Here is a 14,084-nt window from a genome sequence, read left to right as displayed (position 1 = left end):
CTCACCGCCCGGAAGGAGGGACCCACCATGACAGAAATCAGCACTGCCACGGCCGCGGTCATCTCGCCGGCCGTGATCGTCGACATCGACGGGACGGTCGCAACGCACACCCTTCCCGACGGACGCTTCATCAGGGGACACCACGAGTACCGGCTCGTCCCCTGGGACCTGCCCAACCCGCCAGTGATCGAAACCGTGCGCGCCCTGCACGCTGCCGGACTTGAGATCGTGTTCTGCTCCGGCAGGCCGGTCATGGACGACAACGGCTGGGACGTCGGCCGCGCGACCTACGCCTGGCTCATCGAACATGTGGGGGAGTGGACTGCCAGCTGCCCTCTGTTCATGCGCGGACAGGGCGACCGCCGGCCGGACGACATCGTCAAGCCCGAGATCTACGAGGCCTTCATCCGCGGGCGGTGGGACGTCCGGCTCGCGCTGGATGACCGGCCCAGGGTGATCCGCGCCTGGCAGGCCCTCGGCGTGCCGGTGTTCGACGTCCAGCCCGGCTCGGGCGAGTTCTGACGCATGGCCCGCGCCCTCGACCCGCAGTGGGCCGCAGGGCGCGGGCCTGCTTCTCTTCAACTGCCCCGCTACGCCATTCCCCAGCGACTCAGTGTCCATCAGGAATGGTGGGATATGAGGCACTGGCATCCCATTCGACCACGAATAGACTGGAACCATGACTGACGACAAGACCCCCCAGGCCCCGCGCGAGGGCTCCCTGCCGAAGTTCTCCGTGAACGTCGCCCCGACCCAGAAGATTACCGCCGCCGACCTGGGCACCCTGCTCGAGCGCTTCCGCGCCGGGGATGCCGAACCCCTGATCTTCGGTGACGGGAACGTCCCCGAGGCCGCCGTAATCCCGTTCGCCGACTTCGTCGACCTGCTCCGGCGGGTCCACGCCGACGAGGCTGCGTTCCAGGCCGAGCTCTCCCGCCGCATCCGTGCCTCCGACGCCTCCGAGGAGCCCGGCCTGACCCTCGATGAGCTCGGCGATGAGCTGGGCGAGCCGGCCCGGTCAATGATCCGCAAGGTGCTCGACGATGACTGAGGGGCTGCGGATCAAGGTCCATCTCAGCCCCGGGGCCCGCCAGGACATCGAACGGTTCAACCAGCGCGCCCTGAAGAATCCGCACAGCCGGGATGAGGCGCTCCTTGAGGCCACCATCGTCATGCTCCACCGGCTCAACGGCCGCCGCCACCCGACTAAGCCGCTGGACTACGACTCCCGCTTTGCCGACCTCTCCGACTGCGACACAACCTACGTCGGTGCGGATCCCCATGAGAAGCCGCCGCTGCGCATCGTCTCACGCGACATCAGGCCCGAGCCGCCCGGCGGCATCACCCGGCGCGAGATCGTCGCCATCGGCGCACGCCGCGACAGTGAGGTCTACCGGACAGCCGGCCAGCGCCTCGGGCGGCCCGTCGGGGTCACCCTCGACCAGCTCGCCGCCCAGCGCCGCGCATCCGCGGCGAAGAACCCTGCCCCGCAGGCGGGCAGGGGGCTCGACATACCCGCACCCGTCGGTGCAGACCTCGAGTTCGACTGACCATTGCGCCTCGTTTCTGTTCGTCATTCAGCCTTTCTCATAGAATGGGCATGAATGATGATTCGATGGAAACGGGATTAAGTGATGCACGACTGCGACACGGACCACCAGGCCTGGGCTCCGGCCGTCGAGGAACCACGCCGGGGGATGAGCCCGCGGGCGCAGCTGACAATCCGCCGGAGCCTTGCCCTGGCGATCGCCCTGGGAATGGCCTACGGCATCTTCCATGTGGTCTTCCGCACCGATGTTCTTGCGCCGGTGATCGCTTACGCCGAACCCGTCAAAGACGGGATCACATGGGTGATCGAGGACCCGAAGCGGGCCTGGCTGGCCTTCGCCGTGCTCGTCACCCCGCACATTGGGCTCTACTACCTGCTGTTCGAGGACCGGAAATGAGGGGACTGGCCATGCTCAAGAACACCAGAACGATCGTGGGGCTGTGCGCACTAAGTGGAGTCTCGGTCACCGCCGTCATCGGCTGGGCTACCGGCTTCTTCGCCTGGGCCGTAGGCTCCGTCCGTAGCCTGTGGGATGGCTTCATCGCCTTCCTCAACTCGCCGTTCAGCTGGGAGCACCTCACCGCCGGCGCGGGCGTGCTGCTCATCCCGATCATCATCATTATCGTGATCTTCGCCATCGCGGATAACTGAGTCGCGCGGCATCTTTCGCGGAACCCGCTCCGGCTGCCGATTCTTGCTTCAGCGGGCACAAATTGGGTGCTTAGGCCCGCGATAGCTCGGAATGCCGCTCGAGGCTGTACCGGATCAAATCCATAGCCGGGGTAAGGGCCCAGACAAGCAGCCTCATGGTCGGCCGGTTTTCCTTGGCGATGACATCATCCGGCAGAGAAGTTGACTGCGCCGGCTTCAGCACGGCATCCGCGGCCCAGCGCCTGCCGTGGGCAAAACCCGAGCACAGCTGCCATACGGACAAGGCGGACGTCCTGGGCACCAGGTCGCGGACCTGCGTGAGTATGTGCGTGCTGCTGGGGAGAATCAACTTTCCAGCGGCCCCGGAGGCATCGAGAATAGCCTGCAGTTGCGCCTTGTCGCTGTCGAAGTCCGGAAGCGTTCCCTGAAGATTCGGATGGCGACGTGCCAGTTCGCTGTACGCAGTCTCGCGGTCTTTGGCTACCTTCAGCGACAGAGACAGCGAACGAACTATCCTGGTCGCCTGTTCTTCTGGCGCTGAAATCCAGGCGGCCTGTGCGGCGCACTCAATGGCTGCCCTGACCAGCGAGAACGGGGCAAGAGTATGTGATGCTCCGGCACCAAGCATGATGCTGTCCAGCGCGTGCAAATGATCGATCGCGCTGACTACCGCATTGGCGATGTTGTGCGACGCCTGGTGGGGTTTGATGAGCCCATCGTCCTGCGCCAGACGGCTTCCGGCTTCCGGGATCCACGCCTCGTGGGAATCCCGGAAGCCCAGCCAGGTCCTCAGCTCCTGAAAATACGAGTCGGCAATCTCGAACTCTTCAGGTTCATCTTCTCGTCGCATGACTCCATTCTTCACATGGCTACATTCTTTATCGCCAGGCACGCTGGAAGCCTTCCGGGAGGGATACTTCCGTCGGCGACAACTCAGGCCTGACCCGTATGAGGCGGACTGAATGCCGGAATGCCTGACCCGACCAGGCTATGTCGGCCGAGACTTCAACCACCAACGGCTCCACCAAAGTCAAGCGAGTGGTGCCGCCCTCCTTGGTGAAGCGGTCCAGCACCCGTTCGCTGATTTCCTCCGGCCATGGATGCCTTCCCCGGGGAGGATGAAGATATATGGCCAGATCCCTTCCCGCACGAGCCGTCAAGGACGTGGACCGGCCGACAATCCGCAGCCGTCCGTGTACCGGCAAACCCACCACCGCTGCCCGCGGGTGCGCCATGGGACCTATGACCGCCGCAAGAACCACATCAAGGGCGCTTCTGCTCTTGACCTTCAGCCAAATTCGCCGGGGCTCGTACGTCTGCCCTTCACCCTTGATCACAATTCCTTCCACGCCCGTGGCGGTCATGTCACTGAACCACGTGGCCGCCAGGGCCCGGTCGCTGGTCGCCGGTGACAGATGCAGTGGCGGAACCCACCCGCGCGCCAGCTCCTCGAGCAGAGCCCGGCGGTCCCGGAATTGAAGCCCGCGGGTATCCTGCCCCGCCACTGCCAGGACGTCGAAGGCGATCAGCGAGGCAGGGCTTTTCATCACGAGCTCCGCAAGAGCCGCCTTTGAGCTCACCAGGCGCATCTGCAGCGCATCGAAATCCAGCCGCCCTTCGGACCACACCACAACTTCGCCATCGACAACACAGCCCGGAGGGATCTGCTCACGCACGGAAGCCAACACGTCCGGAAAGTACCTGCTCAGATCCTTGCCCTGTCTGCTGTAGAGCCACGCCCCATCCGAACCGACCAGACACACTGCCCGGAAACCGTCGAACTTCATCTCAAAGACTGAGCCGCCGGACAGTGCGTCACCGCGTGGTATCGACTCCACGGCCTTGGCCAAAGCAAGGGCAACAGGAGGATGCAGGGCGGCCGGCAAACCTTCGAACATCGTGGGCACAGCGTAAGCCCAGCGAAGCAGGGGTGGAAACAAGGCTTCCTCCCGGCTGGATACAGCACCAAGCACCGGGAAGCGTCACAGCAAAGCTGTGACCGGGTCCTTCTTCGATCAGGGAAACCAACCACATTCGAAACAGGAGTCGTCATGTCCACTGAAGCTGTTACAAACCCCGCTGGGTCTGCCGGGACTGCCGGTGGCCGGCGCTACAAGGAACCCACCTCACAGCAGATTGAAGATGCCGCGGCCCTGATGTTCCTGGCGGCGACAAGGAAAGCTCTGCGGGACCAGCAGCACATCTGGGATGTCGAACTGGAGTTGGAAGTCACCTACACCGTGCACAACCAGCGCAGGTACTGCGTGCACGCCAGCACCCGTACAGGTGAAAGCCTCACGGGCCCACACGGTGTTCTCGTGCATCCGGCCAACGGAACTGCGGAAACGGCTGCCTGGAGCATTGCCGCCGAGGTTCGCAATGCAACGGCAAAACGTCGGCAAAAGGCGGCCATCAAGATTGCGTGACTACTGGCCTTTACCGGGGCGGGGCTTCCGAGGACCTTCCTGGCGTAGCTTGTGTTTTGTCACTGCCGATCTTCAGCCAGAACCAACCCACATACCAAAGAATCGCCACCAGTCCGATGACAAAGCTGACAAGCAGCAGAATCTTGGACACGACGTCCAGGCCCTTGGGCTCAAAGGCCATCATGACCAAAGGTACGAGGATTCCCAGCGAGAGGAGGCCCAGCATCCACATGGCCGCAGCCACTCCCTCTGGCTTGCCGACGCGGGCCAGCTCTTCATTCAAGCGGTCCCGCTCGGCAACAGCAGCCCGCAGCTGCGTCTTCAGATCAGCCTCAGCGCGGATTTCCTCATCCTGTCGTCGCACGTCCGCTGCGATCGCCCAGTCCGGTCTCAACGCCGCTGCCAGATTTGAGTAGTCGAAGAGATCTGTGGATCCAAGAATCGATAGTGCGGGAGGTTTTGGCAGGAAGGCGCGCCGGCGCTTGAATGCCTGTTCATAAAGATCCTGGTGGGCGTCCGGGATTTCCAGACCGCGCTCGACGAGATCTTCAAGGTCAAGATTCCTGGTATCGCCTTTTCTGAGCTTCAAATTGATGGCCTGCACTGCATTTTGCACCCGTTGCCGGAGTGCAACCGCGTACGGTTTGAGCTCTTCTTCTGCCGTTCCCCGTGCGACACGCTCTTGAATCAGGGCATCCAAGTCCAAGGACGGATTTTCAAGCAGTTTTTCCACTGCCACTTCGTAGAAGTAGCGTTCCGCCCTGTCCAATCGGGTCCGATGGGCCTCTTTCAGGTCCGCCTCAATGTGCCCAATGCGTCCAGCTGCTGCCTCCACCAGCCTCCTGATGCCCTCGCGTTCGCTGGAGATCGCAACAAGCCTGCTGACAAGGAAACCTCCAATGATGGCGACCAGAACGGCCGACGCCTGGCTGAGGGCGGACAACAAAGTGCTCGGGTCCCAGTCCTGTTCCGCCGACCTGACAATCACGCCAAATGGATCGCATTGCACCACTGACTGGAGCAATGGCACATGGGAGGTACAGGTAAGGAATTCAGACGAGATCACCGAGCGATCATAAGCGACCCCTGACGATGCGCCGTGCACAGGGACCGGTCCTGGCACCTGCAGCCCCTTACGGACACAAGAACCCCGGTGATGCTTCCGCATCGCCGGGGTTCTTCTTTTTTTCTGTCAGCAGCTGTCCGTCGTCTATCCCGCCACCCGGGCAAGGACCTCCTCAGCCTCGTCAAACTCGTCGATCAGCCGCAAGGTCTCCGGGCCACCCAGGTCAGCGTCCGGATCGAGCCGTCGATTGATGCTGCGTGACGCGGAGAACTTCAGCACCGAGTAGTCATCCACGTCCTTCTTGCCGAACCGGACCTTGTGGCCTTTGTGCGTCTGCCGGGCGAAGCGGCCAAAGCCGGTGAGCACGACGGTGTCTCCACGGCGCACGGCGTCGGTGAGCTCCGCGATGAGCGACTCGTACACCTCACTCACCACCCTTATCGGCTGTCCGCTGCGGCCGGCCACCTTCGAGATGAATCCACGCTTGCTGATCCGCGGATGAACCGTCGTCTTCATGCCCACACCTTTGTCCTATCATCCCTCGTCGTCCGCTTACTGCTTGAAAACCAGTTTATCCGACAGGCCTGTCGAAAAGCGATCCACAGACCTGTCGGTATCCATTCAAACTAAAGCTCGAAATCCGGATCAATGGACTGGCGGTCGTCCTTGTACTCGTAGTCAACTGACTCAATAATCGACCGAGTCTTCGGATCGCGCCGTGTGCTGACGATCTTGTCGTGGGACTCGTCGAACCGCTGCTGGTCGGCGATCCGGTGGGCCGCGTTGAGCTTGGCGTTGATGTTCTTGTCGCCGAACTCCATCATCGAGCTCACGGAGGACTTCGCACCCTGCTTGGTTGCGTTGACGTTCTTCTTGTTCTGCGCACGCTGCTGCTCCCAGCGACCGCGGTCCTCGGGCGTGACGTACCCGAACATCTGGGCGAGCCGGGAACCGTACCGCTCCTGCTGCTCTACCTGCTGGTCGTCGCTCATGGTCCTGTCTCCTTCTCGTTCGTTTCCGGACTATGCCGGCTGGTAGTCCTCGGCTCCGCGGTCGCGGCTCCACTGGCCCTCCGGCCCCGGCCGGGCCGAGGGGCCGGGCCCCTGTCGGAAGGGCTGGGGCCGCGTGCGCTGCGCCGCCAGGAAAGTAGCGGGATCGTCGACCGCGGCCCGCATCGTGTCCTGCCAGTCCTCGCCGAGGGCCAGCTTGAGCTCGTGCTCAAAATCCGGGTCCTCCTTGTTCAGCTCCTCGATGGCGTCCACGTAGGCGTTCGAGTAGACACGCTGCTGCTCCTCGTCCGAGAGGCCATCGATCTCCATGCTTGCGAGCATGCTCTCGGACTGGTCGAGGCGCTGCTGGAGGTCCTCGGGCAGCCCGCGGGTGTCCAGGCCCTGCTTCTTGGCCGCGAAACCGATCATGTAGCCCATGACACTGCCGCCGAGGGCCTGTCCGTCGCCACGCTGGACGCCGTCCAGCATCGCCGCCTTCATGGTTTCCGCCAGCTGCACCTGGTGCTCGTCCGGCTCCATCGGCAGGCGCAGCGTGAACATGCCCTCGTCGGGGATCCGCCGGCCCAGGTGGTCGTCGAACTCCCCGGTCCAGACCTCTCGTACCCTGTCGGTGCCCGCGAGGCGGGCCTCGTGCGGCGGGGCCTTGACGATGCGGCCGTGCGCGACGCCGTTGAACATCAGGCGCAGCTCCGGCTCGGACTCCATCCGCTCGCCGATGATCGTCCGGGCGCGCTTGACCACCTCGGCACGGTCGAGCCCGTCGTCCTCCATCTGCTGGCGCAGGCGCTTGCGCAGGGCCTTGTAGCTGGCGTTGATCTGCTTCGCGTCCTGCTCGAGGTCACGCATCTTCCAGAAGGCGTTCTCCATGAGTGCGACCTCGGTCATGGCCGCCGACTCGGGAGTAAACAACTCACGGTTGCCCCGCTCGCGGCGCTCCAGGTCCTCCAGGCGGGTACGCCAGCGTCGGGAAAGGAAGTCGTCCCTGCTGGTGCCCCACCGCCCGCCCGACTTCCCGGACTGCTTCCCGCCGTCGTCGCCGGCGGCCTCCTGCGCCTCCGGCGCGCCCCCGAACAGATCTCCGACCAGGGCCGCCTGGCGCTCGGCCCTCTCGCCGATGTGCCGGGTCTTCGCGTCGATCCGGTCCTGGACCTTGTCCTTGAACGGCTGCAGGTAGGAGTCCATCTCCTTCCTGAAGTCAGGAGCGAGCATCCGCATTGCCATCATCATGCCGGCGGCCTGGATGACCGAGTTCGGGTTCACGCCGCGGGTGAGCGGACGCAGGCAGCCCTGCATCATCATCTGCATGTAGACCGCGTGCATCGCGTCGAACTCCTTCGTGCGCTCCCCGTCGTTGAAGCCGGGCACGAGCAGCTTCGAATCGCGCAGCGTCTGCATGTACGCCTCGCCCGCCAGCCGCGTCTCCGCCCGAAGCTTCAGCAGCCGCTCCCGGTCGTCGAGGCCGTCATCGTCGGCCGCAGCGCGCTTCTGGTCGCGTGCACGCTGGCGCTCCCGCTCCTCGGTCCGCTCCCGCGTCGTGGCCCCGAAGAAGCCGCGGGCACGGTCGCGCAGCCGCTCGCGCTGCCCGCGTGAGGTGTCGTGTCCGGCCTGCGTCTCCGGCTCGTCGACAATCTCCGCGTCGATGATGTCCTCCTCCCCGCCGTCCATCCCGTACACGGCATGGACGTCGCCCAACGGGTCGACAGGCAGTGCCTTGCGCCCCCGGCCCCTGCCGCCCGGACCCATTTCCTGCTCCGTGTCCTGTGTCATGTCAGCCTCCCAGTCCATAGTCGTCGTCACTCTGCTGCTGCCCGGTCTCGTAGCTCGGCGTCCAGGCCGGGCGACGGCCGCCCACGCCGACGGCGTGTGCCGAGCGCCGGCTGGCACCGCGCGCCCTGGCGGCCCCGTCCCCGGTCTGCGCGAGCACGTCACGCTTGAGGACCGCGGCATCCACCGCGGCCTCCGCGGACTCCAGGCCGTCCAGCCCGTCGAGGCCGTGCGCCGCGAACGCGTCGAGCTCGCGCGCCGCCGCGGCCCGGGCACGGCGGGTGCCCGCTGAGGCGAACTGCTCGTTCTTCTCGCCGTCGAAGACGCTCTCGCGATTCTTCGCAGCCTGCACCAGCGCCTCGAAGTCGCCGCCGTAGGCCATACGGTCCATCACCGTGCCCGCCAGGGACGGGTCCTCCTCGAGGTTGCGCACCAGGCCCGACTTCGGGTCCTCCAGCGCGCGGGCGACACGGGCGACGCAGTCCGGGTTGACCGAAACGTTGAACCCGTCCTTGGCCTCGTAGAACTCGACGAACTGGGCCTCCCACTCCTCGGCCGTGGCCTGGACAGCCTCGCCGTCGGCGAACTCGGGACGCCACTGGCCGGGGCCGGTGTGCTCGAGCTTGCGGCCGCGCCACAGATCGCGCCCGGGACCCTGCAGCATCTCGTACTTGTGCCGTGCCTCCGCAGCGTCGTGCTTGGCCTGCAGGATCGACTGGGTCACCGGATAGGTCACCTCAAGCACCGCCTTCAGGTCAGCGCCACGCAGGGCGCGCACCGCACGCTGGGAGAACGAGCCACCCAGTCCCGTGCCGTGGGCCTTGATCGCCGTGGCGAACATCGAGGCCTCCTGGTCCTCCTGCGTGATGCCCGGCGTGCCCTGCTCGTCGCCGAGGTTGCGGGCGTAGTCCCCGAGCTTCTTCTCGCTACCCTTGGCCCCGGTCTCGACGCAGACTTCGCGCACGCTCTGCAAGTGCGCCTCGCGGCTGCTGAAGGTCAGCGCCGAGCCGAACTCGCCGCGCTGTGCCGAGCGATAGAGATCGCTGAGCTCCTCGACGAGGACCTCGTGGCCGGCGGCAACCTCGTGCGGATCGCTGACGAACCGCAGGCGGTTCGCCTCCTTGACGACACTCTCAAGGCTCTCCGCCAGCTCCGGGCTCTTGGACAGCGCCACCTGGGTGTCCAGCGAGACCTGCATGGCCAGCGGGTGCGAGCCGTCGGCCTTCACCACGCCGGTGTCCAGGAGGTTCGCTCCGACCGAGAGCCTGGCCATCGCCTCGGCCTTGGCGGCCTCGCTGTGCAGCCTCACGACGGCGACCGCGTCACCGTCGAAGTCGCCGTCGAAGCACTGGTCCATCACCGGGTTGATCGCCGCGCCGGTGAGCCGGTCGTCGATCGCCACGCGCATGTAGCGCACGCCGGCGTCGCGCAGGACCGGGTCGCGCCAGACCAGCGCGTGATCGCCTTCGGCCAGGCCCAGCTGCTCGGCCTTGACCGAGCTCAGAGCGATCTGATCGATGTCCAGCCGAGGGTCGGCGGTCCAGACCATCGTGGCCGAGTCCGACAGGCGCGAGCTCATCAGCCCGGTCTTGAAGATGTTGTTCTTGCCGGTCAGCACGCGGTTCTGCACGTCCGTGGTGATCGCCTCGAAGGCACGCTGGGCCCGCGAGACAGACTCGCTCATGCCCCGGCGCACCTCGGCGCGCTTGTCCGGCGACAGGCCGTGGTCGTCCAGCTGCTCGGCCATGTACCGGTAGCGGCAGGCTTCGACGAAGACGTCCTGATAGCTGCGCGTGTAGTCATGCGTGACGGACGTGCCGTCGTCGAACTCCTGGCCGCTGCGCAGGTGCGAAGAGAGCACCGGCAGCTTCCACGAAGTCGCGCTGACCGTCTCGGTCAGCTGACTCGTCGGGTAGGTCAGCGGAAAGGGGATTTCCATGTCGCCGCCACGATCGCCGATCAGGTCGCCGAAGGACTTGCGCATGGCCGTGGTGTTCAGCCCCGGCGTCGCGCCTTCGCTGCGCGGCTGCGTGCGCATCAGCTCCGGCATCGGGATCAGACGGCGCTCGGGCCGCTCGTCGACACTCTCGGCCTGGCCCACGACACGCAGGGTGCCGTCGGCCTCCATGTCCAGTCCCGCCACCAGCAGATACTCGCGCAGGTTCGACTCGGCACCGGAGTTGTGGCCGTAGAACTCGCGCATGATCGCCGGGCAGTCCTGGGACTGCAGCGCCCAGGCCAGCTGCGAGGAGGCCTTGCGCCCCTTGCCGGCGCGCACCTGTTCGTCGTCGTAGATCTTGGTCTTCTCGTCGACAGCCATGTGGGTGACCACGAACCGCATCTCGCCCAACCCTCCGTCGACCGGCCCGGCATCGGGGCCCTGGACGGCCGGGCGGCGGATGTCGCCCACGGCACCACCCATCAGCTCGCGCGCCGATCCGGCGTTGCGGCGGGAGATCAGCGAGAACGGGCTCATCACCACGTCGATGCCCGGGTTCTCCCTGAACCAGGCCACCTCCTGCTCCAGGCCCTGGGCACGCGCCTCGTCCGGGTCCATGTGGCGGTCGACCACCAGAGAGACGACACCCTTGTTGCCGTGCAGATCGCTGATCTTGTCGCCCACGACGAGGTCGCGCAGCTGGCCACCGGCCCCGCGGATGCGATGCCGCTCGGAGAACTCCGTCGACACCACGATCGGGTCGTCGGCCGTCCAGCCGCCGAAGGTCATCAGAGCGGTGCCGGTCGGCTTCGTCACCTCGGAAGACTGCATGATCGTCGAGGCCGTCATCTGCTGGCGGTCGAACGGGTCATAGCGCAGCGTCTCCAGCTCCGGCCGGCTCATCAGCGGGGCGCGGGAGCCGGTCACGGTCTCCGGGTCACCCGGCTCAATCGTGCCGTCGGGGCGCACGGCGGCGTCCTCGGTGAGGTAGCGCACGATGCCCTGGTTGGTCGCGCCGCCGGTCATCACCGGATCGAAGAAGCCGCCGGGAGCCGTCACATGGTTACGGTCGGTTCCCGTGAGCACCGTCATGTTCCGTCCACCGGTGAGCCGCCAGGCGTCGAAGACGTTGTCGTCGGCCGGGTCGGTGCGATCGCGTTCGGCGCGGTACTCGGCGTAGATCGTCGAGCCCTGCTTGATCTCGTTGGAGTAGCGCACGCGCTTGGCCTCGGTCTCGAGGATCGAGGCCGTCCACTCGTCCAGTCGTGCGGTGGCCTTGCCGGTGGCGGGGTCGACCTCATACGTCGTGGCCCGTTCGATGAAGTCAACCGGGTGCTTGGTGCCGTAGAGCTGCGAGTACACCGCGTTCAGCGAGGCCGGCTCGCCGGTCCGGCTGCGGCCGGAGACGAGGTCACCGGCAAGCTGGTACTGGATGCGCTCGTGCATCAGCTGTTCGTAGCCGCGCAGCACCGTGCGCTCCTCGACCGACTTGGGGGCCTCGCCCGGGGTCTGGGCCTTGATCCGCGCCTCGTAGCCGGGGACGATCAGCGCGTTCTCGCCACTGGCGAAGCGCGTGACAATCTCCCCATGGCTGCCGACATCGAAGACTTGGCCGATCTCACCGGAGACCGGCGTGGCCTTGCCGTCACGACGCAGCTTTTCGGCGGTCCAGCTGATGACGCCCTGCGCGTCGACCAGGATCTCACCCGGCGTCGCGGCGTTGCGCTCGATGCTCTCCCGGACGGTCTGACCGATCCGACGCATGAACTCCGAGGGATGCTCGGCGATGGGGGCGGCGGTGGCCGTGTGGAAGGAGACGATCCGGTCCTTGAAGCGGGTCGCCTGGAAGCTGGTACCCATGAGCTCGGTGGGAGGCACCCCGCAGCGGCGCAGCGCCGAGGCGAGGTTGTCCAGGTTCGACCACTGGCCGGTCGGGCTGGTCATGTACTTGGCGACGCGGGCGGGGTCGAAGCGCTGGTCGAGCCACTCGCCGTCGATCAGGTGCGGCTCCGCATCCCAGGTGCCGACCAGCTCGAACGGAACGTCATCAGCGTGCGCACGGACCTTGTCGGCGGCCGTGCCACCATAGACGAGGTTGCCCAGGTCCGGAAGCTCACCGGCCTGCAGCTCGCCGATCTCCTCCAGGCGCTCCTGGTACATCTCCTCGGTCGCGCCCGGACGCAGCAGCTCGCTGCGCGCTCCGGTGAGTACGTCCCAGTAAGAGCGCTGGATCGCCGCGACCTCGGGGTCAGAGGCATACTCCGGGGGCTCGATCTCGTCGAGCGCGCCCCCGGTGCGCTGCAGCTCAGACTCCGCGCGCAGAATCAGCTCCTCGACGCCCAGGGCGGCGCGCAGGTTCTCCCGCGCGGTGTCCACGGCCTCGCGACCGTAGGCCTCGGCCGGCTCTGCATCCACGAAGAAGGTCGGCAGGGAGTGGTTCTTGGCATCCCGGCGCAGCATGACCTTGGACCCGGGGCGCGGGGCGCTCTCACCGGGGACGACATAGTCCGCGACGACGAACATGCTCTCGCGGTCGACGTGATAGCTGTCCGGCACGTCGATGAGGGAGCGGCCGCGGCCATGCTCGGGGTGGCTGGAGCCGACGACGCCGACCACCGTGCCGGGAAGATCCTGGCGTTCGATGGGCAGGCCTTGGGCGAAACGCAACAGCCGCACGGCGTCCTCGGAAGTCGGGGCGGGCACGGCCATGCCGCCGGGCACCCGGTGATTGGTGCTGTAGCGCAGCACCGTTCCGTTGTCGTAGATGCGCGCCCCGGCGTACTCCTCCTGGCGCGTGTCAGTGAGACGGATCTCCATGCCGGTCCCGGAGATCCGGGCCTTGATCTGCCCGGGCTCACGGTCGCGCAGGACCTCGTAGGCCACGCCCTGGGACTTCAGCTCCTCGAGCAGCGCCGCCGAGCGCGCCACCGCCCGCTGGGACATGAAACGGTTGCGGTCAACGCGGCCGGTCTGCGGGTCGCGTCCGCCGTCGATGACCCACTCGCGGACCTGGTCGTACTCCTGGCGGCTCATCTTGTCCATGAGCGCCGTGAGGCCTGCGGCGTCGTCGTTGGTCATGGCACGGCCGGCCTCGTACGGCTTACCGTCCTCGTCGAGCCGCCAGAGCGTCATGTTCCCGCGGCGCGGCTCAGACAAGGACTCCACCTCGCCGCCGGCGTTCTTCACGATCGTCTCGTCGGGAATGTAGAGCAGCTCGGTACCTGCGCGCTTCACCGTCGCGCGCTCGGACCAGGCCGGGTCGTAAGGGCTGATCGGCAGCCGCGCCGAACGCGGGTCGATCTCCGCTCCGACGCCCGTGGCACGGGTGAACTCGCGCTGCAGCGTCTGGTAGCGCTCGTTGGCGGGGGAGTGGTCGCCGAACTGCGCCTCGTAGTCCGGGACGCGCTCGGAGAAGGCCGTGTCGATCGCAGTCAGACACGCGGTGACGCCGAGTCCGGGATCAGCCAGGGCGGTTCCGCGCTGGCTGAGGATCTGGTCGACCCGTGCACGGATGGCCTTCGCCTGGGAGATCGGAATGATCTCCCCGCTCTGCTCCCGGGCCTGCTCGACTGCCTTGTAGAAGACGTACTCGTAGAAGTACCGCCTCAGTCCGTGTGCCTTCTTCATTGCTACTCAGCCTCCTGTGGACGCTCGGGGACATAACTATGTATAGATCATA

At 66.1% G+C, this 14,084-nt stretch carries 13 protein-coding genes; 6 read left to right on the top strand and 7 right to left on the bottom strand.

Annotated elements, in window-relative coordinates:
- Window positions 1-27: 27 nt before the first annotated feature.
- The 5 genes from QRN42_RS04470 (at window position 28) to QRN42_RS04450 (ending at window position 2,200) form a co-directional block, all read left to right on the top strand.
- A complete protein-coding gene (locus tag QRN42_RS04470) occupies window positions 28-522 on the top strand; it encodes a phosphatase domain-containing protein (protein WP_133830731.1) in 495 nt (164 codons plus the stop codon).
- A 157-nt stretch (window positions 523-679) separates the two neighbouring features.
- A complete protein-coding gene (locus QRN42_RS04465; RefSeq protein ID WP_133830730.1) occupies window positions 680-1,051 on the top strand; it encodes a hypothetical protein in 372 nt (123 codons plus the stop codon).
- Window positions 1,044-1,550, top strand: a complete 507-nt coding sequence (locus QRN42_RS04460) for a hypothetical protein (RefSeq protein ID WP_133830729.1) — start codon at window positions 1,044-1,046, stop codon at window positions 1,548-1,550. The genes QRN42_RS04465 and QRN42_RS04460 overlap by 8 nt, the downstream gene beginning before the upstream one ends.
- Before the next feature lie 84 nt (window positions 1,551-1,634).
- Window positions 1,635-1,946: a hypothetical protein gene (locus tag QRN42_RS04455; RefSeq protein WP_284978249.1), complete on the top strand. Its 312-nt coding sequence runs from the start codon at window positions 1,635-1,637 to the stop codon at window positions 1,944-1,946.
- Window positions 1,943-2,200: a hypothetical protein gene (locus tag QRN42_RS04450; RefSeq protein WP_133830727.1), complete on the top strand. Its 258-nt coding sequence runs from the start codon at window positions 1,943-1,945 to the stop codon at window positions 2,198-2,200. Before QRN42_RS04455 ends, QRN42_RS04450 begins: the two co-directional genes overlap by 4 nt.
- A 70-nt stretch (window positions 2,201-2,270) precedes the next feature.
- Here the strand turns inward: QRN42_RS04450 and QRN42_RS04445 are convergent, their stop codons facing one another.
- Both QRN42_RS04445 and QRN42_RS04440 read right to left on the bottom strand, forming a co-directional pair.
- Window positions 2,271-3,092: a hypothetical protein gene (locus tag QRN42_RS04445; protein WP_284975285.1), complete on the bottom strand. Its 822-nt coding sequence runs from the start codon at window positions 3,090-3,092 to the stop codon at window positions 2,271-2,273.
- The gene (locus QRN42_RS04440) at window positions 3,079-4,140 is read right to left on the bottom strand and encodes an ATP-dependent DNA ligase (protein WP_284975286.1); all 1,062 of its coding nucleotides are present in this window, start codon (window positions 4,138-4,140) and stop codon (window positions 3,079-3,081) included. Before QRN42_RS04440 ends, QRN42_RS04445 begins: the two co-directional genes overlap by 14 nt.
- 111 nt (window positions 4,141-4,251) lie before the next feature.
- Here QRN42_RS04440 and QRN42_RS04435 point away from each other — a divergent pair, with 111 nt between their 5' ends.
- Window positions 4,252-4,626: a hypothetical protein gene (locus QRN42_RS04435; protein ID WP_133830709.1), complete on the top strand. Its 375-nt coding sequence runs from the start codon at window positions 4,252-4,254 to the stop codon at window positions 4,624-4,626.
- A 10-nt stretch (window positions 4,627-4,636) separates the two neighbouring features.
- Here the strand turns inward: QRN42_RS04435 and QRN42_RS04430 are convergent, their stop codons facing one another.
- From QRN42_RS04430 to QRN42_RS04410, 5 genes are all read right to left on the bottom strand, one after another.
- Window positions 4,637-5,692 carry a hypothetical protein gene (locus QRN42_RS04430; RefSeq protein WP_133830708.1) on the bottom strand — a complete coding sequence of 352 codons (1,056 nt, stop codon included), beginning with the start codon at window positions 5,690-5,692 and terminating at the stop codon, window positions 4,637-4,639.
- Between the two features lie 144 nt (window positions 5,693-5,836).
- Window positions 5,837-6,208 (bottom strand): HU family DNA-binding protein, encoded by a 372-nt coding sequence (locus QRN42_RS04425; RefSeq protein WP_133830707.1) that lies wholly within the window; start codon window positions 6,206-6,208, stop codon window positions 5,837-5,839.
- A gap of 110 nt (window positions 6,209-6,318) precedes the next feature.
- Window positions 6,319-6,684, bottom strand: a complete 366-nt coding sequence (locus QRN42_RS04420) for a hypothetical protein (RefSeq protein WP_166185560.1) — start codon at window positions 6,682-6,684, stop codon at window positions 6,319-6,321.
- Between the two features lie 30 nt (window positions 6,685-6,714).
- Entirely contained in the window at window positions 6,715-8,469 is a 1,755-nt protein-coding gene (locus tag QRN42_RS04415) for a hypothetical protein (protein ID WP_133830705.1), read from the bottom strand.
- A 1-nt stretch (window position 8,470) separates the two neighbouring features.
- Window positions 8,471-14,032 (bottom strand): hypothetical protein, encoded by a 5,562-nt coding sequence (locus QRN42_RS04410; RefSeq protein ID WP_284975287.1) that lies wholly within the window; start codon window positions 14,030-14,032, stop codon window positions 8,471-8,473.
- Between the last annotated feature and the right edge of the window lie 52 nt (window positions 14,033-14,084).

Source organism: Arthrobacter sp. fls2-241-R2A-200 (assembly GCF_030209745.1).
GTDB lineage: Bacteria > Actinomycetota > Actinomycetes > Actinomycetales > Micrococcaceae > Arthrobacter.
Note: the sequence above shows the minus strand (reverse complement) of the source record. Positions and strands in the feature narration are given on the sequence as shown.